Origin of the sequence: Clostridium ljungdahlii (genome assembly GCF_001636845.1) — a bacterium.
GTDB classification, from domain to species: domain Bacteria; phylum Bacillota; class Clostridia; order Clostridiales; family Clostridiaceae; genus Clostridium_B; species Clostridium_B ljungdahlii_A.
In genome coordinates, this window is sequence record NZ_LITT01000046.1 from 185,206 (window position 1) to 204,810 (window position 19,605).

Sequence of the window (19,605 nt, forward strand, 5' to 3'; positions counted from 1 at the left end):
AAATTTTCGTTCTTTTAGAAAAAAATAGCGGTATTAGTGGATTCCAATATTGGCATAAGTTTTGCTCTAATTAATTGTTAAAATTATAAGGAGCTGATCATTATGATAAAAAACGTAATAGTAAGAAAACCAAGTAAAAATTTTGCAGATGGAATAACTACGTCAAACCTTGGAAAACCTGACTATAAAAAAGCATTGAAGCAACATGAACAATACATTAAAGCATTAGAAAAATGCGGATGTAGTGTTACTATACTAGATGCTGATGAAAAGTATCCTGATTCAACATTTGTAGAAGATGTAGCAATTGTAACTGAAAAATCTGCTATAATAACAAAGCCCGGTGCAGAGTCGAGAAAAGGCGAAGAAAAAGAAATAATTGATGTGCTTAAAAAGTTTTATAATAACATAGAATTTTTATCTGGTGATGCATGCCTTGATGGTGGAGATATATTAAGGGCTGAAAATCATTTTTATATAGGTCAATCAAAAAGAACAAATGCCGAAGGTGCAAAACAGCTTACAGAAATACTAAACAAATATGGATATACAGCTTCAACAGTACCTGTAAAAAAAATACTTCATCTTAAAACAGGAATAGTTTATTTAGGGAAAAATACCTTTATTGGAACTGGTGAATTTATAGATAATGATTCATTTAAAGATTTCAAAATTATAAATGTAGATGCTGATGAGGCATATTCAGCAAACTGTATAATGATGAATGGTAATCTTATAATTCCAAAAGGATTTGAAAAATCAAAGAAGAATTTGGTAGATGCAGGTTATAAAATTGTTGAAGTTGAAATGTCCGAATTTCAAAAAATGGATGGAGGACTTACATGCCTTTCATTAAGAATACCTGTAAGTGCTGCTAATAATTTAAAATAAAACTTAAATCAGGTGAGATTCTTATCTCACCTGATTTAAAAAACATTTCTGATCATATAAGATTTTCAACTAAATCCTTAAAGTACTTGCAGGTATTAGCTATACTATGTCCCTTTCTAAACAATCCTCCACCAATTAAAAATGCCACATCATCACCATAAGCCTTATAGGATTCTGGTATATTTTCAAGGTTCATTCCACCTGAAGGGCAAGGAAGTATAGATTTTAATTTTCCAAATTCTTTTTTACAATTTTCAGAAACTCCAACACATTCCTCCCGGGAGAAAGAAAATCTACCTAAAAAATTAGGATAAATAGTAGCATCAGCTCCAGCAAGTCTTGCAATATCGCCAAATAATACCTTATGGGCTATACCTTCATTTCCTAGGACAAAGCTCCCCTGAAATGCAGGATGACTTATAACTGGAAGGGCTATACTGTCATCATCTGCAACTTGTCTCATCGCATCAAAACCAGTAAGTCCAGGTGCAATCAAAACTCCTCCAGCTCCAAATTTTTTCGCAATTCGTGCCCTATCTAAAATCTCACCTGCTGGTGCAGTTATATTTGGTACATATATTGTATTCCTACCTGTTTTATCATTTGCCCTTTTTACAGCTTCGCTGCACAATTTAACTCTCTTTTCATAAGGACAGAAAGGTTGATTTGTAAGTCCGTGATCATCTTTTATTATATCAATTCCTCCAACTGCAAATTCATATGCAATATGGGAGAGTTCCTCTGCACTCACTCCCATGGGCTTTAACGCTGTAAATAAAAGTGGCCTCTTAGGCACATTTAATAATTTTCTAATACCTTTTATACCAAAACGAGGTCCTTTAAAACTGTCAGTTATTTTTTTCGACAAATTAACTTTTTCAACCCTTACACCTGGCTTTATGCTTGTGTTTCCAAATATAACATTTATAAGTTGCGTAAGCTCATAGGCAGTAGCATCTTCAGGGTAACTTATATTAACCTGAAATACTCCCTCTTCTAATTTATTAAAAGATTCTATTTTGCCAACTATGTTATCTTTTATTATTCCTTCTGGTACGACATCCTCTGGAAATTCCACTGTCTGTTCTATACATATATCCTGTGCTTTTCTATAGGCTTCTTTTTCATCTCCCTGTACTTTATATGTTACATTAAACCTTTCCTGTGGAAGCTTCAAATCACTTTTACCAGTAAAAAACATACTTATTTCCACCCCTTTTAAAATTACAACGCTTCTGCCTTAGCATCACTATGAACTGCTGCTACAAAAGCTTTGTCAAGATCTTCTTCCTTTATATTAAAATTCTGTCCTACCAACTTTTCAACTTCTTCTATAAGAGCTTTTGCATCTATCCTATACTCTTTCATCAAATATTGTTTGCTGGCGCCATGGACAAAAGTATCTTTTATTCCTATTCGTACAAGTTTTTTTCCTATACCTCCTTCCGCTAATTTTTCAGCTACAATTGTGCCAAGTCCCCCAATTACAGAGTGATTTTCAATAGTTATTACACCATACTTTGATTTTGCTATAGCTTCAATTACCGAATGGTCATTAAATGGTTTTAAGGTGGATATATGCATATGCTGAATGGAGAGTCCCTTTTTCTTTAATTCTTTAATTGCCCTTATAGCTTCTTCCGTACATATACCGCTGGAAAGCACAACTACATCGCTTCCTTTACTAAGTACTCTTGCCTTTCCAAATTGCATAGGTTCTGAAGCCTTAAAGAGCCTTGGTATTTCGCCTCTTAACATTCTTATATAAGCAGGTCCATTAATAGCTTTTGCTACATCAAGAACGGATTCAACTTCAGTGGCATCCCCACACTCAAGTATAGTCATATTAGGAAGTGAGCGCATTACTGATATGTCCTCAATGGCTTGGTGCGTAGCTCCACCTGGAGATATAATTCCAGGTAAAAATCCAAACATTTTTACAGGTAAATTTGGATATGCCACAGACATAGCTATCTGATCATAAGCTCTCCTATATATAAAAACTGCAAAAGTGTGAACAAAAGGTATAAAACCTTCTCTTGCAAGTCCGCCTGCAAAGCTCAACATATTTTGCTCCGCTATTCCCATTGAAAAAAACCTATCAGGATAGGTATCCCTGAAGGTATCAACTTCCACAGAACTAGTTAAGTCAGCAGATAAAACTAATATTTCAGGTTTATCCTTAGCCCATTTTATAAGATTCTTTGAATGTACTTTGGTTTCTATTTTCATAAACTTCAACCTCCTTTATTGAAACTTCTTACTCAATTTCTTGAATTCTCTTCTGTAACTTTCTCTTTCATCTTCAGTTTTAAATCTTACATAATGGAACTTAGGTTTTCTCTTATTTAGTATATTGATTCCCCTAGAAGGATTTGTATCACATAATATAAATGTAGGTCTTCCATCAGGTTTTAAATTTCCAAGGGCTGAAATAGCATCTACATCATGTCCATCTATTCTGAACACCCTGGCTCCAAAAGCTTTTAGTCTTTCATGGAAAGGTTCTATATTCATTACTGTAGTCATTTTTCCATCACACTGATATCCATTTATATCAACATAAGCTATTATATTATCTAGTTTGTGATAGGAAATAGCCTGTACTGCTTCCCAAAATTGTCCAGATTGACATTCACCATCAGATAAAAATACAACTACTCTTCCCTTCTCTTTCTTCAATTTACGTGCAAGGGCAATACCACCTGCCTGGCTTATGCCCTGTCCCAAAGATCCTGTAGTAACCTCCATACCTGGAGAATGTTCTGCACCAATCATTTCAACAGAACTTCCATCCTTATTGAACTCATCAAGACCAGAAGTATCCATACGTCCAACTTCTATTAGTGCTGCATATAGTACAAGTGCATACTGTGCTGGAGAAAGTATAAATCTATCCGTATCCTTCGATCTTTCTCCATTATATATGCCACCATTAAAATAACTTTTGTTATCAGGTCCCGGAGTACCAGGAAACTTTGGTGGAACAATAGGCTTTTCAACTTCATTTAAATTCAACACTTTTGAATAAAGAGTTGAAAGTATTTCTGCTGAAGAGCAGGCCTGACTCAAATATCCTCCATTGTTTTCTATAGTGTGTTTTAAAACTCTAAGTCTTATTCTGTTTGCCACTTTATAAACTTCATCTTCCCATGTATCCTTTAATTCTTCCATAACTTCCTCCTTAATAAGCTTTTTATAAGATTTTCTTCAAATTTTCACTAAAAGGTGGATATACTATCCCCTTTTCAGTTATTATTGCCGTTATAAGTTCTTTATCCGTTACATCAAAAGCAGGATTGTAAGCTTTCACTCCTTCAGGTACCATAGGCTTTGTATACCACTTTGTAGTTATTTCCTTCTCAGGTCTTATTTCAATCTTTATGTCTTCACCACTTTTGCAATCTAAATCTATAGTGGAGATTGGAGCACATACATAAAAATGTATGTTATAATATTTAGCAAGTATTGCCACAGAAGAAGTCCCTATCTTATTTGCAGTATCTCCATTTGCTGCCACCCTGTCACATCCTACTAAAACTGCCTGTATTTTTCCTTCCTTCATAACAATGGATGCCATATTATCACATATCAGTGTAACATCCACTCCTGCCTGTTTTAATTCCCAGGTAGTAAGCCTTGCCCCTTGAAGCAGTGGTCTAGTTTCATCGGCAAATACTTTAAAATCATATCCTCTCTCATTTCCTAAATATATAGGTGCAAGAGCCGTACCATATTTAGCAGTAGCTATAGTACCTGGATTACAGTGAGTTAAAAGTCCAAAACCCGGCTTTAGAAGAGAAAGAGCATATTCTCCAATGGATTTACATACTTTTTCATCTTCCTTATATATGTTATCTGCTTCTTCCTTTAAAGCAGTTTTTATCTCAGCAATAGTATTTTTAGATTCTTTTTTCAACCTTTCTTCCATACGATTAAGAGCCCAAAATAGATTTACTGCAGTTGGCCTTGAAGATGCTAAATATTCCTTTGTATTTTTAAAATGTTCATACAATTGTTCATAACTTTGTGGATCATATTTTTTTACAGAAAGATATATTTCATAAGCTGCAGTTATGCCTATGGCAGGTGCTCCCCGAACTTTAAGTTCATAAATAGCATTCCAGACATCTTTTTCAGTTTTTAATTCTATAAATCTTTTTTCTCCCGGCAGGAGAGTTTGATCAAGTATTATAAGAGAATTATTTGCATCATCTAGAATTACAGATTGTATAATTTCTGACATTTTTTCATCTCCTCATATGCTAAAACTTGTTTTCCGCATCTTTAATTACCTGTATAAAGTCTGCTCCACTTTTTACATTTTCTCTGTCCAATATAAACTTTTTCGAAGATAGAAGGCATATCTTTTCTGCCCTTGTTCTCTTTTCAATGTCTTTTATAGAAACTATATCGCTCACATGGGCAAGTCCAATGATTCTCCTTGCAAGTTCTAGGCCAACTACAGCTGAGGTATCCTTTAATATATTTCCTAAATAATATTCTAAGAAGCCCTCATAATTTGCCACCTTCTCGGAAACATTTTCTTTCCATAAAACTTTAAACTTTTTAGAAAATAAATCTATAATATCAATTATTGTAACCTCCAGCCATCCTTTATAATCTTCCTTTTCTTTTTCAGCCAATATTGTAGCTTCTGCATTTTCATAAGCAAATATCAAATTTGCAATTACATTTCCAATGTCATAACCTGCAGGTCCATAAAAAGAAAATTCGGAATCAAACACCTTGGTGGAATCTGGTTTTACAAAAATTGAACCTGTATGCAAGTCTCCATGTATAAGAGACTGGGCATTTGTCATAAACTCAAATTTCAATTTTGCAGTTTCTAAAAGAAGTTTTTTATCATTCCACAAATTAGAGGCTGCAAATTTTTTTGTTTCAGGTAATAAATCGTTTCTTGGGCAATCATAAAAAGGCTCAGTATAAACAAGATCTTCTGTTATTTCACAGAGCTCTGGATTTATAAAATCTTTTACCAATTCCTTTTTTTTCTTATGGTTTATTGCTGCGTCCGAAGTTAAAAGAAGAGTATTAACTAAAAACGTGGTAATATGCTCTGCAAACCTTGGAAATTTTTCATGTTTATTTAAAGCTGTACACATTATTTCATAATCAGATAAATCTTCCATGGCAAAACAATTCATTACACTGTCATATTTATAAATTTTAGGTACAAGACCCCCAGAAAGCTTATATTGAAGCTCTAATATTTCACTTTCAATTCTGTTTCTATCCGGAGATACCTTAAATTCATCAGAAATTCTAGCTACAGGACCTGCCTGTTTAATTATTATGGATTTATTACTTTTTTTATCTTGAATTTTAAATACATAATTTAAATTTCCATCTCCTATTTCCTTAGAAGTAAGCTCTGCATTCCCATCAAAAAAATCTAACTGCAGTTTTGCATATTGGAGTACATCCTTTTCAGTCATTGTAAAATATTCATCTGTAAATTTACCCATCTTTCATATCTCCTTTCTCAAAATTATTTCTTTTTATAATAAGTGAGAGCCAGTGCAAAGGCTAAAACTATACCTTTTACAATGTCCATTGCATAATATGGAACCGACAACATAACAAGTCCATTTTGAAGTATTCCTATAAGAACTGCTCCTGCAAAGGTTCCAATGGCATTGGGTTTTCCTGACCCTCCTACAGAAAATCCTATAAATGTTGCTGCCACCGCATCCATAAGATAAGGTGAGCCCGCATTTATTTCTGCAGTTTGAACCCTTGCTGCCAGCATTATTCCTCCAACACCTGCAAGAAAAGCAGATATTAAATAGGCATATACCCTATACTTGTTTACCGGTATCCCAGAAAGTCTTGCTGCTTCCATGTTTCCACCAATAATGTACATATATCTTCCATGTTTGGTTTTAGTTAAAAATATGTGTACGATAAGAACTATAATTATCATTACTATAATAATCCAGGGAAGCTGTCCTAAGGTTGTAAACAATTGGGTGAGTTTACCTTTTGCAAAATTTCCATTTGCCATTACCATGTTCTGAGATATGGCAGCCCCCCTTGTATAAGTAAGAGCCACCCCTTGAAATACAAACATAGTAGCAAGTGTCATAAGCATATCAGGTACTTTCACTTTCACAATCATTATGGAATTTATAACTCCTACCACAAGAGATGCTAGTATGGCAACTATTATAGAAGTAACACTATCCTGGTTATGCCATATAAACATGGCCATAACTACGGCTCCAGATAGTGAAGCAGTAGAGCCTACAGACAAATCAAATCCTCCTACAGTTAGAGAAACTGTAACTGCCACTGCAATTATTGTAACAATGGAAATGGAACGCAGTATATTTACCACATTACTTGGCTCAAGAAACTTTCCTCCCATAATTCCAAAGAAAATGATGAGCAGTCCGATTGTAATCAAAGTCCCATATTTATATAAAAAGTCAAATATATCAATTTTTTTCTTATCTACAGTTATATCATTTTTGGTGTTTTCACTACTCATTTCCTACATTCCCCCTGTTGAATAATATAAAATATCTGATTCATTAGTTTCTGCCGTGTTTAATTCCTTTACTATTTGTCCATTATAAATTACATAAATTCTGTCTGTAATACCCATGAGTTCAGATATTTCACAACTGGCATAAATTATCGACTTCCCCTTTTCAGCTAATCCTTCAATTAATTGAAATATTTCTTTTTTAGCACCTATATCCACCCCTTTTGTGGGTTCGTCAAAAATATAAACTTTAGTATCACTTACGAGCCACTTGCCTATAGCCACCTTTTGTTGGTTCCCACCAGATAAAAGCCCTACTTTCTTGTTTTCATCCAAAGTTTTTATATCTAAATCCTCTATTATTTCTCTTGCCTTTTTATTTTCATTTTCAACATCCAATACATTTCTAAATTTACAAAACTTATTTAAACTAGAAGAAGTAATATTTACAGCTATACTTTCTTCAATAAATACCCCTTGTTTTCTTCTCTCCTCAGGTATCAGTGCGATACCTGCATTTACAGCATCATAGGGAGATTTTATTTCTATCTTTTTACCCTCTATAATTTTATCCCCCGACACTGTTTTAGATGCTCCAAATATGGCATTGCAAAGTTCCGTCTTTCCTGCCCCTACAAGTCCTACTATTCCAACTATTTCACCGCTTTTTGCATATATATTTATATCTTTTACTTTTTCTCCATCACTTAAATTTTTTATTTCTACTAATTTTTTTCCCGGCTTAATATGCTTTTTTTCATAGCTATTTTCAAAATTTCTGCCAAGCATATACCCCACTATTTCTTTTTGACTGGTAGCTTGTATTTGTTTTTCCACTACAAATTTACCATCTCTCATAACTGTTACATCATCACATATGGAAAAAAGTTCAGGCAACCTGTGAGATATAAATATAATTCCTACATTTTGTTTTTTAAGTTCATCCACAATACTAAATAATTCTTTTATCTCAGAGGTACTTAAAGGTGCTGTAGGTTCATCCAATATTAAGAACCTGCACTTCATTGATATGGCTCTGGCTATTAATACCATCTGCTTCTGGGCAAGGGTAATTTCACTTATGAGTTTTTTAGTGTCAATTTCTATGTTGAGCTTTTTTAAAATTTTTTCTGCCCCATCATTTATATTCTTAAAATTTACAAACTGTTTTTTACCCATATGGTTTACTATATTATCAAGCATTATATTTTCAGCTACAGATAAGTATGAAATAAGTGAAGTATCTACTTCCTGATACACAATTTGGATGCCCAGATCTTTTGCATCTTTTGGCTCTCCTATATGAACTTTTTCTCCAGCTATAAAAATTTCTCCAGTATAATTTGCATAAGCTCCAGACAGAATCTTCATAAGTGTAGATTTACCAGCTCCATTAGCCCCTACGATAGCATGTACCCTACCTGCGTTAGTAGAAAAATTAACTTTATCCAGTACCTTTACTCCTGGAAATTCTATTGAAATATCTTTCATGTTTAAAAATGTACCTCTGTTCGTATCCATATACACACCTTCCAAATTACTTTCAAATTCATATTTTATTTGCTGCTATGCTGACTTTTCAAAGTATCCATCCATGGCTCTTCAAAAGCATCTGATTTGCCCCAGCTTGGAATTAATTTTGATAAGTTCTCCATGTTGACAGCAGTACCTGAATTTACTATTTGATCTTTTTCCACGGATGATGCTTGAAGATCGTAATATTTTGGTGTTTTTTCTCCTGCTATCTTTTTAGTAAGAAGTCTTACATCTACATCACCTATAAGCTTTGGATCTACAGCTGTTGTAATTGTCCATGGACTGTTTTTATCTTGAATTGCCTGAAGGTCTGCATTTGATACATCTATACCATATACCTTTATTTCATTACGTCCGGCTTCTTTAACTGCCCTAGTTGCACCTATTGCAAAAGCGTCCCATGAAGCATATATAGCATCAATAGTTCCTTTAGGATGTTTTGCAAGCATTGCAGTTACTGCGTTTTGTGTCTGAACTGAGGTATCAGATGATGCTACTCCAAATCTTTCAACTTCTTTTATATCAGGATATTTCTCAAGCATTGCCTTATACATTCTATTTCTATTTACCATTGGTGCAAATCCATCAACCCAAAGATATATTATATTTGCCTTGCCGTTATGGTCTTGAACTAATTTTTTAAAGGAAGTGAGTGCTAAAGTTTCATCATCCTGTTCTGTTATAGTAATACCTTCTACCTTTGCTACTTCAGGATTAGAATCAAAAGTTACTACTGGCTTGCCTTTAGCTATAATTTTTTTAACATCATCTACAGTAGCACTATCATCACCATGGGATATTATAAAACCATCATAGTCTTTTTGAAGTGCCTGACTTATGGCATCATGAAATTTTACACTATCTCCATTGGCACTAAAAGTGTCCACTTTAAAACCTAAACTTTCCCCTTCCTGCTTTACACCTGCTAAGTATTGTGCTGTATTGTCATCTCCACCTATTTTACGAATTACCATTATCTTTATCTGCTTACTAGAAATTTTAGATGGAACTTTTGTGCTGCCTGATTTTTTACTACTGCTATTTTGAGTATTTTGGGAACTCTGTGATTTAGAATTATTCGAAGTATTTCCACTGTCCTGGGAACACCCGGTAAAAGCAACAGCAGCTATTGTAAATAGCGCTAAAATTATAGTACTTATTTTTTTTCTCATTTTTATACTCTCCTCTTTTTGAAATATAAATTTTTATTAGCTTTTATTCTTTGATTTTGCACCTCCCATATATGAATATTTTTAGTAAATAAAAAAGACCAAGCTTCATAAATATAGAGTTTTCTCTATAAATAAATGAAACTTGGTCTCTAGTTTTTCTAGTCAACCAATGCGTAATTATACTATTCTATTTTGTACCCTACAATAAAACAATTTTTTAAAAAACAAAAAACTCCTCACAGAGAAAATGTAAGAAGTTATATTCTATACTTTTCTCATCTCTCAGGTTTCTCCTGCTGGAATTAGCACCATTGAATACAATACATCGTATTCAGGTTGCTGGACATCATAGGGCCAGTCCCTCCGTCACTCTAGATAAGAATTCTTTATTCGATTATAAAGTTTAAATGCTAATTTCTAGTTTTTCTAGTCAATCAACAAACATGTAAAATAATTTATATATAATATACAATCTTTTATTTTTTTTGTCAACAAAAATTCTAATTTTTTCTGTTTAAGTATGATTGATTTGTGATAATGTCTTAGTATACCGCATATGATTATGTCCCAAATAAATAAGTTTATAGTATAATAAAACCCCATTTCTTTCATTATAAAGTGTCAATAAATTAAAATTTTTTCAACTTTAATCTTTCAAAAAAACTATTGACAACAGGACAATCTTGGTAGTATACTACTAAATAAATTAAATAAAATCTTATCAAGAGAGGTTGAGGGACTGGCCCTATGAAACCCAACAACCAGCATTTTTCATTTGAATGTATTGGTGTTAATTCCTGCAGATTATTTCTGATAGATGAGATAACTAATTTTAATATCATGATATTAAAAGGTCATTTTTCTTATCTTATAGAAAAATGACCTTATTTTTTTATAAGATAAACCATTCGATTTGCGCAAATCAAATATTCTGATAAGATTTCCATTTGATTAATAAAAATACAAATAAAAACCTATTCGCTAAGGAGTGAACAGTATGAGCAAAGAAAACTCTAAAGGCATTAATGCCCTTAAAAAAAATCAGCTTAATTTCGTAGAAGTTATTGCACTTTCAGTTGCAATAATAGCACCTACTTTTGCTATGTCAATGAATGTAGGACTTATGGCATCAACAGTATCTTACTCTGTAAGTGCAGTATTTGTTATATCAACTATACTAATGGGCTTTGTAGCCGTATCTTTTATAAAATTCAATGAATATTTTCCATCTGCAGGTTCGGTTTATACATTTACAGAAAGATCTTTAGGTAAAAAAGCTGCCTCAATATCAGGATGGGCTTTACTGCTTACCTATATAGGATTTTCTGCTGGATGTTCTTCTGCTTTTGGATCTCTTTTTTCCAGCTTTATTAAAGAATTAACTGGAGTAAGCATATCCTGGATTATATTTGCACTAATTTGCGAGGCGTTTATATGGTTTGTATCTTATAGTGATGTAAAATTAAGTACAAACATTATGCTTGTCATAGAAGCTGTATCAATTCTCCTCGTAATATTACTTTCAGTAGTCATTCTTGTAAAAGTTGGTTCAACAAAAGGATTAAGTTTAGTTCCTTTTAAAGGAAATGGAAATAAATTTTCAAATTATGGTGCTGGAATCGTATATGCAATACTATGCTTTGGTGGTTTTGAGGGGGCATCAAGTCTTGGTGAAGAAAGTAAAAATCCTAAAAAATCAATACCTCTTGCAATTGCAAGTACAGTTGTTGTAACCGGACTTATATTCGTATTCGTAAGTTATGCTGAGGTTATAGGATTTGGAGTATCGGCTTCAGGAATAGAGGCACTAACTAAGTCACCATCTACTATAGTAGACCTTTCTAAAAATTATATAGGAAGTGTATTTACTATATTAATTACACTAGCTATCAGTATTTCTGCTTTTTCAACTGCTTTAGGATCTATGACTGCAGGTTCAAGACTCCTATATTCAATGAGTAAAGATGGTAATGTTCCACAAATTTTTTCTCGCGTACACCCTAAACACCATACTCCTTATGTGGCATTAAACATCATACTTGCAATAATAATAATTCCTGTTTTAGCACTTTTTAAACATGATGGAGTAGAAGTATTTGGATATATAGGAACAATAGGTGCACTTGCATTACTTATTGCTTACTTTATAACAAGTTTAGGCTCACTTATATACTTTGGAAAGAAAAAAATATGGACTTGGCAGCTTATTATACCTGTTGTAGCTCTATTTGTTTTGGCATTCACCTTTTATTCAAATATTTATCCTATACCAGCCTTTCCTAATAATATATTTCCTTATATAGTTTTGGTATGGATAATAGTAGGTTTTAGTATTACTTCTATTTATAAAAAAGGATCAGTTTTATCTGCAGCTTCTAAAGAGAATGTTGCTAATTAATATACTATTTAATTTGGAAGGAGATTATATATTATGACTAATAGTTTATGGAATACTTTAAATGATTTAAAAAAACACCAATGGGTAGATCTTACCCATGAATTTGGACCGGACACTCCAAGATTTGCAAGCTTTAATCCTGCAAAATTTGAAACTATTTTCACTCACAAGGATGGATTCTTTGTAAAACAATATACATTTGCAGGACAATACGGAACTCATCTTGATCCTCCAATACATTTTGCAGAAGGAGGAAGATACATTGATGAATTAGAACTTCAAGAACTTGTTTTACCTCTTGTAGTTATAGATCTTTCAGAGAAAGTAAAAGAAAATGATGACTACGTACTTACAGTAGAGGATATTTTAGAATGGGAAAAGCAATTTGGTAAAATACCAGAAGGTTCTTTTGTAGCATTTAGATCCGACTGGAGTAAAAGATGGCCTGATCAAGACAAATTTTTAAACCTTGATGAAAAAGGCGATGAACACTATCCTGGATGGTCATTTGATGCACTCAAATTCTTATATGAAACTCGCAAAATAGCAGCAAACGGACATGAAACTTTTGATACAGATGCACCAATAGAACAAAAAATAACTGGATTTCAGGGAGAATATTATGTATTAAAAAAAGATCATTATCAAATTGAAGTTATGACCAATTTGGACAAAGTACCTCCAACTGGAGCAATAATCTTCAGCATAGTTCCTAAGGCTCAAAAGGCACCGGGTTTCCCTGTTCGTTCATTTGCTATTCTGCCTTAAATTTACAATATATTACACATAATTAACTTAATCCCCCCTTAAAGAAAAGTGAGACAAATAAAATATATGTTTTACTTGTCTCATTTTTCTTATTCATAATTCATGCACCTAGTGCTTAAACTTAATTTTAATGTTTACTATTTCACCTTTTGTCCCAATTCTTATGGGAGGTCCCCAGGTGCCATAACCAGAAGTAACTATTAAATTAAAATTGTCCTTTTTAAGGTATCCATAGTCATCTTCATAAATAAGCCTTGTTATAAGATTATTGGGGAAAAATTGCCCCCTATGAGTATGCCCTGAAAGCTGTAAATCCACATTTTCCTTATGAACTTCCTCAAGATCAACCGGTCTATGATTTAATTCTATAATAGGTAGGGATTTGTCTGTATTTTTCAAAATTTCATTTAGTGGTTTTATCTTTTCACCACTAGCAGTATCCTTTCTACCTACCACATAAAAACTATTGTCTATTTTAACTGCCTTATCTTGCAGCACTTTAACCTTTGCTTCATTCATATAACTAATTGTTTCAGATAAATTTTCTCCATATTCATGATTTCCTGTAATGTAATACACACCATACTTTGAATTTATCCCCTTAAAAGCTTGTCCATAATATTTCTTTAGCTTTGTAGTGGTACTTTCATCAACCATATCTCCACAAAAGAAAACTATATCAGGTTTTAATTTATTTATGGAATTTACCATTTTATCGATGCCTTTTTCCTTAATCATTATACCCATGTGCACATCTGACACCATTACCACGTTTAGTGAATTGATTTTACCTGCACTTTTATTTATATCTATACTATAATTTGTTACGACTGGATGAAGGGCATTCCACATGCCAAAACAAAAAATAATTAAAACTATTATAAAAATTGAAATTCCATCATCATATATGGCACTTATATAATTTCTAATTTTCCCCTTAAATCCTACCTTTTTTAAAACAAATTTTACCACATCTGTGAGCAGAAATAATATAAATAAATAATAAAAAATGCCTAGAGATACTGCTCCTATTATTGTTAATAGAGAAGCAATTATGTTGTTTACTGATACAACACTTTTAAATATAGAACTTATAATATAAGAAAAAGCTATGAACCAAAATGCAATCCAGTACAGTCTCTTTTTTAAATTTTTATTTTTCTTTAAAAATACCCCTTTTACTTTTCTTCCAACGTAATACCATACTATTATGTATAAAATCAAAATAAGTATAAGTAAAATAATATTTTCAATTAGCATAAATGATTACCTACACTACATTTCTTATATTCTTCTCCCCAACTCCACATGACATCGAGTATTGGCTTTAAACTAAATCCAAGGTTTGTCAGTGAATATTCAACTCTAGGTGGAACCTCGGCATATACTTTTCTATTTACAATGCCATCCTGCTCCATCTGTCTTAGATTTTGAGTCAAAACTTTTTGCGAAATACTTCCAACCGACTTCTTTAATTCTCCAAATCTTTTGGTACCTGTAAGCAAATCTCTAATGATTAAAACTTTCCACTTATCACCTATGAGTGAGAGTGTAGTTTCAACTGGACATGCAGGCAAATCTTTTTTATCCATAAAAGTTTCTCCTTTAAAAGTGTTATAAACACACAATAGTATACTTTAGGTAACTACAGTACTTTTAAGTGCTTACTTTACATTTGATATTATGAATATTATTATAAATTTGTAAGCAGCAAATTGCAAGTTCAATTTTAAAGGAGGTTCATTAACATGAACGAAGTAGTAAAATTTTTAAAAGAAAATCCAGTGCAATATTTTGCAACTGTAGGATTAGACGGTAAGCCCAAAGTACGTCCTTTCCAATTTATGCTTGAGAAAGAAGGAAATCTATATTTCTGCACAAACAATAAAAAAGACGTTTTTGCCCAACTCCAAAAATATCCCTATGTTGAAATTTCAACATCAAGTCCAAAATTTGCATGGATAAGATTAAAGGGTAAAGTTGTGTTTTCAAATGATATGGAAACTAAAAAAGCTATTATAGAGAACAGTTGCCTAGTAAAATCACTTTACAAGTCAGCAGAAAACCCAATTTTCGAAATTTTTTATCTTAAAGATGCAAAAGCTGTAATAGCCGATTTTTCAGGTAATCCGCCTAAAGAATATGCTCTTTAATTTTAAAGGCTAAATTAAACTTCCGGAAGTTAGTAAAACATTTTTATTTCTACTTAGAGTTTTATAAAATCATATCACTAGATGTCCCTTTTTTTCAGCAAGTGTGATTGTGGCTTCTATACCAGAGTTAAATTTGAGATAGTCACTTTCAATGCCATCACTGAATATAACTCCATTTTCAGGCATTTGAGATGATATCTTTAGTTGAGATCCTTTTTTAATTCTTCCAAAAACTATATCTGCTTTTGTAGTTCTACCTGGAAAAGGCTCACGTACAGAAAAGTACAAATAATCAATATCCCAAGCTGGATTATTTTTTTACTTGATTTTAAGATCTGAATTGGATGTATTATTTATAATATTTATAGCACCTGTAAGTATACTTTTGAGCCATCCTGTTGAACCAAGACCTGTAGATACAATAACTCCGCTTGAAGATTGATGTTCTTCAGCGTTGCCTAACTTTATATTGTACCTAGCAGATACATGACTTTTTTGTCCTATGAACAAGTCATTTACAGCATAAATACTCTGTCCATCATTTAAAGCTGCTTTTGCCATGGAAACTTCCTTAATTTGTCTTTTTACATTAAAGACATCTTTAACAACCAATTTAAGATCATCAACTTTAAATGGGAGAAGTACTCCATCCCACCTTGAAGGATCAGGATTTACACCAATTAAAAGCTGATTTGAAAGATACTTTAAAGTATTTGCCACAAGACCATCCTGCCCTATAACTACCACTAAATCATTATCCCCAAATATAAAATTAGGTACAAAATCCCTATCCACAATTTGAATTCTGCCTAATTCCTCAAATTGGCTTTGAGCTTTAGCTACCGCTTGTTTATAAATTTTATCTTCAGTTATATAATCTGAAAAGTCACTTCCAAGATGTTCGATATAAAACTTTGCCTGTTCAATTGTATTATATCTTACAATTAATTCTTCAAGTCCTGTCTTCCTCTTTATTATAACTATCTTATTTTCAGTTAATCTTACCATAACTAATTTCTCCCTTTAAGTATTTCTTGAAAAAGATCGGGTGATATATTGAGCTGTCCAATTTTTCCTGCATTCTCTGCTAGTTCTTGAAGGGCAAGTGCTGCTAATTTATTTGGCTGCATCCCAATACTTGCAAGAGATTGTATTACATTAGAATCTATTCCTTCTAGCGACTTCATAACAGCTGACAACTCATAAGCTTTTGCATCAGCTCTAACTTTTGAATTTTTTACAGAAATATCAACAAGTGATCTCTTTTTTTCTTCAAGTGCAGTTTCAAAATTCATCTTTTCTTGTTTGAGTTCATTTTGCTTTTGCTGAAAAGTCCTCTCTGCTTCAAGTTGGGTTTCTCTAACTTGTTTTTTCTTGTTTTCAACTGCTATCTCCGTATTGTATTCATTTTCCTTTACACGTCTTTCCTGTTCAATTGAAGCATTTCTTCTCTCATAAATAGCTTCATCTGCTTTCTTCAAGATTTTCTCTCTTGTCTGAGCTTCTAATGCCCTTGCAGTTTCTTTATTTGGAACGATATTTAATATTGAAAGTCCAAGTATCTCAATTCCAAGAAGTTCTATCTCCTCACTTTTTTTAATCTTACTCAATATCTCACTTGCAAGTACTTCACTTGATTTAATAGCATCTTTGAGCTCCAAATTTTCGATTGTCTTTTTAGTTAGCACCCTTACAATATTTATTACCCTCTGCGGAAGTTTTTGAGGATCATCGGAAACATAGCCCTTTCCTTTCTTCATATCAAGTGTGTAATTTAAAACTCCTGCAATTTTCTTTTGGTCAACAATTCTGAAAGTAACCTGTCCTTGAACTGTAACCGTCTGAAAATCTGAAGTAACTTCTTCAAAAATAAGAGGTGAATCCACACTTCCAACAGGAACAAGAACAATTGAAGTTGTTGGAACATAATAATAAAATGATATTCCAGCACCTTCCCTTACAATTTTACCATTCCTATACTTTAACACATACTCACTTGGTTGAAATTTTATAAATTTAAATCCAAACATAATTTATTCCTCCTAAAAAATATTATTAAATTTACAGAGTTTACATGATCTAAGGCTTTCATTTTGAAATTGCTTTTATCCATATTATCACCTACATGTTTAAAATCTGTTATTATCTATTTGTTATTAACATAATATTACTAACGTGTGTTTATGTCAATACCTTTTTTGATATAGATATCAAAAAAATACAAAAACAAAGGGCTACATACTTTAACCCTTTGTTTTTATATTTTTTCTTTATGCATTCAATTCTATTATTATCCAGCAATTTTTTCTTTAGAAAACATAGCCCCAAAAATCATTACAACTGCAAAAACGATCAGGTATGCAACAACCTCCATTTTATGAGAAAAACAAGCAGCAATTATCATAAAAATACATCCAGCTAGAGAAATAATAGGTGCTATAAATCTCTTAAATGAGTTTAAATCTTTTTCTTTTTTCATCATCATAATAAAAATAGGTATATACAATGCATAAATAGTAACTATAGGTAATTCGGAAGAATCAAAAGAGAAAAATCCAAACCAAGGCTTTGTCAAGTTAGCACCATAAAAGTATAATAACCATATACCACAAAGAAGCAATCCAAATACAGATGAATTAGTAGGCATATTTGTTACATTATCAACTTGCTTAAATACATCTGGTTTTGGTCCAATATTCCTTGCTGCCAATGAATAAATACCTCGAGTACATCCCAGCATTAACCCATTTAAAGTTCCGAGGCAGGAAATGATAACAAATACAAATAGCAGTGAACCACCTAATGATGAAAAAACTGTTTGGAAAGCCAATTTAGCCCCTGCTTCTCCGCCAGTCATCATAACCTTATTTGTTACTGCTCCAGCTAGTCCTACATAATAGAGTATGTAAATAATCATAATTACAAAAGTTCCTCCAACAAGAGCTAATGGAAGATTTTTCTTTGCATCTTTTAACTCAGCATTAATACTTGTAGCAATGATCCATCCTTCATAAGCAAAAGCTGTAGCAACAACAGCTGTAAATAACGCATTAGAAGTATTAACTTCTTTTACTACTGTTGTAAAATTATATGCAATCATACCATTACCCACACCTACAACTGTTCCAATTACAGCCATTAAAGCTAGTGGAATAAGTTTTATAATAGTTGTGCTAACTTGAAATTTACCTGCTAAAATTGGTGACAGTGAATTTAATGCAAAACTTGCTATCAAATATACACCTGCAATAGTCATACACTCTCCACCTGTAATTGAGAATCCTAGTAATACACAAGTATATCTAGCCGAAACCCATGCTAATACTGATGTCAATGTCGGATAGTAAATGAGTGCCATAAACCACCCAACATAATATGCATACTTTTTACCCAAAGTAGCTTCTGCATAATCTACTACACCGTTTACATATTGATACTTAGTTGCCATTACTGCGAAAGTATAGGCACAAGAAATCATAATAATACCACCTATAACCCAGGCCAGTATACCAAGTGTAAGATTTCCGCCTGTTGCAGTTAAAACTTTTTCTGCCTTAAAAAAGACACCACTACCTATAACAATTCCGATAACCATAGCTATAGCCGTAATAAGGCCATACCTTTTTCTAACTTTGCTTCCATAATTAAATACCCCCCTCTTTGATTTATTAATATTGTAATGAATATTGCTTTTATACGTCATGCTATCTAAGCACTACAAACAGCATGAAATATTAATTTTTATTGTACCACAGAATTAAACATTTACCAACATTTCTTTTTCTTCATTGTTATGAATTTTCAAATTATTTGTTGATATTGAAACATTTGTATTTGACAAAAGTCTAGTATTAGTATATTATATAATAAATTAAATAAAATCAATTTAAATCTTATCAAGAGTGGTGGAGGGACTGGCCCTATGAAACCCGACAACCAACATTTTTCATTTGAATGTATGGTGTTAATTCCAGCAGATTATTTCTGAAAGATAAGGAAAATAGTTTCTATAATTAGTATTAAAAGTTGTTTTTCTTATAAAAACAGCTTTTTTATTATACAAATTATTTAAATTAACCTATTCCTTTATATAGTTATCTATTACGTAAATGTTGAAAATAAGATTTTTATTTGATTAAGGCATTTGAAAGAAAATAACAAGCCATTATATAAAGG

The 19,605-nt window shown here is 32.3% G+C and carries 18 protein-coding genes and 3 riboswitches; of the genes, 4 read left to right on the top strand and 14 right to left on the bottom strand.

All coding sequences use genetic code 11. From position 1 onward, the window contains the following. Positions 1-102: 102 nt before the first annotated feature. On the top strand, positions 103-891 hold the full coding sequence (locus WY13_RS14920; RefSeq protein ID WP_063556406.1) for a dimethylarginine dimethylaminohydrolase family protein: 789 nt from the start codon (positions 103-105) through the stop codon (positions 889-891). A gap of 52 nt (positions 892-943) precedes the next feature. Here WY13_RS14920 and WY13_RS14925 read toward each other — a convergent pair whose 3' ends face one another. The 8 genes from WY13_RS14925 to WY13_RS14960 are packed head-to-tail and all read right to left on the bottom strand — an operon-like array spanning position 944 to position 10,110. Beyond that, on the bottom strand, positions 944-2,092 hold the full coding sequence (locus WY13_RS14925) for a RuBisCO large subunit C-terminal-like domain-containing protein (RefSeq protein WP_063556407.1): 1,149 nt from the start codon (positions 2,090-2,092) through the stop codon (positions 944-946). Between the two features lie 23 nt (positions 2,093-2,115). Beyond that, on the bottom strand, positions 2,116-3,123 hold the full coding sequence (locus WY13_RS14930; RefSeq protein WP_063556408.1) for a transketolase family protein: 1,008 nt from the start codon (positions 3,121-3,123) through the stop codon (positions 2,116-2,118). Positions 3,124-3,138: 15 nt separating this feature from the next. After that, on the bottom strand, positions 3,139-4,065 hold the full coding sequence (locus tag WY13_RS14935) for a transketolase (protein WP_063556409.1): 927 nt from the start codon (positions 4,063-4,065) through the stop codon (positions 3,139-3,141). Between the two features lie 22 nt (positions 4,066-4,087). Beyond that, positions 4,088-5,137 (bottom strand): S-methyl-5-thioribose-1-phosphate isomerase, encoded by a 1,050-nt coding sequence (mtnA, locus tag WY13_RS14940; RefSeq protein ID WP_063556410.1) that lies wholly within the window; start codon positions 5,135-5,137, stop codon positions 4,088-4,090. 19 nt (positions 5,138-5,156) lie between these two features. Continuing rightward, positions 5,157-6,380, bottom strand: a complete 1,224-nt coding sequence (gene mtnK, locus WY13_RS14945; RefSeq protein WP_063556411.1) for an S-methyl-5-thioribose kinase — start codon at positions 6,378-6,380, stop codon at positions 5,157-5,159. A 23-nt stretch (positions 6,381-6,403) separates the two neighbouring features. Then, a complete protein-coding gene (locus WY13_RS14950; RefSeq protein WP_063556412.1) occupies positions 6,404-7,405 on the bottom strand; it encodes an ABC transporter permease in 1,002 nt (333 codons plus the stop codon). A 3-nt stretch (positions 7,406-7,408) separates the two neighbouring features. Further along, positions 7,409-8,923, bottom strand: coding sequence for a sugar ABC transporter ATP-binding protein (locus WY13_RS14955; protein ID WP_063556413.1), 1,515 nt, complete (start codon positions 8,921-8,923; stop codon positions 7,409-7,411). Positions 8,924-8,958: 35 nt separating this feature from the next. Continuing rightward, entirely contained in the window at positions 8,959-10,110 is a 1,152-nt protein-coding gene (locus WY13_RS14960; protein ID WP_063556414.1) for a sugar ABC transporter substrate-binding protein, read from the bottom strand. Positions 10,111-10,382: 272 nt separating this feature from the next. Next, positions 10,383-10,492, bottom strand: a riboswitch (SAM riboswitch). Positions 10,493-10,825: 333 nt separating this feature from the next. Further along, positions 10,826-10,934: riboswitch (SAM riboswitch) on the top strand. A gap of 173 nt (positions 10,935-11,107) precedes the next feature. Here WY13_RS14960 and WY13_RS14965 point away from each other — a divergent pair. Both WY13_RS14965 and WY13_RS14970 read left to right on the top strand, forming a co-directional pair. Continuing rightward, positions 11,108-12,508 (top strand): APC family permease, encoded by a 1,401-nt coding sequence (locus WY13_RS14965; protein WP_063556415.1) that lies wholly within the window; start codon positions 11,108-11,110, stop codon positions 12,506-12,508. 33 nt (positions 12,509-12,541) lie between these two features. Continuing rightward, positions 12,542-13,276, top strand: a complete 735-nt coding sequence (locus WY13_RS14970) for a cyclase family protein (protein ID WP_063556416.1) — start codon at positions 12,542-12,544, stop codon at positions 13,274-13,276. A gap of 108 nt (positions 13,277-13,384) precedes the next feature. Here WY13_RS14970 and WY13_RS14975 read toward each other — a convergent pair whose 3' ends face one another. Continuing rightward, on the bottom strand, positions 13,385-14,536 hold the full coding sequence (locus WY13_RS14975; protein ID WP_063556417.1) for a metallophosphoesterase: 1,152 nt from the start codon (positions 14,534-14,536) through the stop codon (positions 13,385-13,387). Further along, positions 14,530-14,868 carry a winged helix-turn-helix transcriptional regulator gene (locus tag WY13_RS14980; protein ID WP_063556418.1) on the bottom strand — a complete coding sequence of 113 codons (339 nt, stop codon included), beginning with the start codon at positions 14,866-14,868 and terminating at the stop codon, positions 14,530-14,532. Before WY13_RS14980 ends, WY13_RS14975 begins: the two co-directional genes overlap by 7 nt. A 156-nt stretch (positions 14,869-15,024) precedes the next feature. Between WY13_RS14980 and WY13_RS14985 the strand changes: the two genes are divergently transcribed. Continuing rightward, complete coding sequence (locus WY13_RS14985; RefSeq protein ID WP_063556419.1) at positions 15,025-15,429, top strand: pyridoxamine 5'-phosphate oxidase family protein; 405 nt, start codon at positions 15,025-15,027, stop codon at positions 15,427-15,429. 69 nt (positions 15,430-15,498) lie between these two features. On the opposite strand, the gene WY13_RS21910 is transcribed toward WY13_RS14985, so the two are convergent. From WY13_RS21910 to WY13_RS15000, 4 genes are all read right to left on the bottom strand, one after another. Next, entirely contained in the window at positions 15,499-15,717 is a 219-nt protein-coding gene (locus tag WY13_RS21910; protein ID WP_242866520.1) for a hypothetical protein, read from the bottom strand. A gap of 30 nt (positions 15,718-15,747) precedes the next feature. Beyond that, complete coding sequence (locus WY13_RS14990; RefSeq protein WP_242866521.1) at positions 15,748-16,437, bottom strand: sugar kinase; 690 nt, start codon at positions 16,435-16,437, stop codon at positions 15,748-15,750. 2 nt (positions 16,438-16,439) lie between these two features. Further along, positions 16,440-17,459, bottom strand: coding sequence for an SPFH domain-containing protein (locus tag WY13_RS14995; RefSeq protein WP_063556420.1), 1,020 nt, complete (start codon positions 17,457-17,459; stop codon positions 16,440-16,442). Between the two features lie 260 nt (positions 17,460-17,719). Next, complete coding sequence (locus WY13_RS15000) at positions 17,720-19,132, bottom strand: APC family permease (RefSeq protein ID WP_204377969.1); 1,413 nt, start codon at positions 19,130-19,132, stop codon at positions 17,720-17,722. Between the two features lie 187 nt (positions 19,133-19,319). Then, a riboswitch (SAM riboswitch) is annotated at positions 19,320-19,427 on the top strand. The last annotated feature ends 178 nt before the right edge of the window (positions 19,428-19,605 follow it).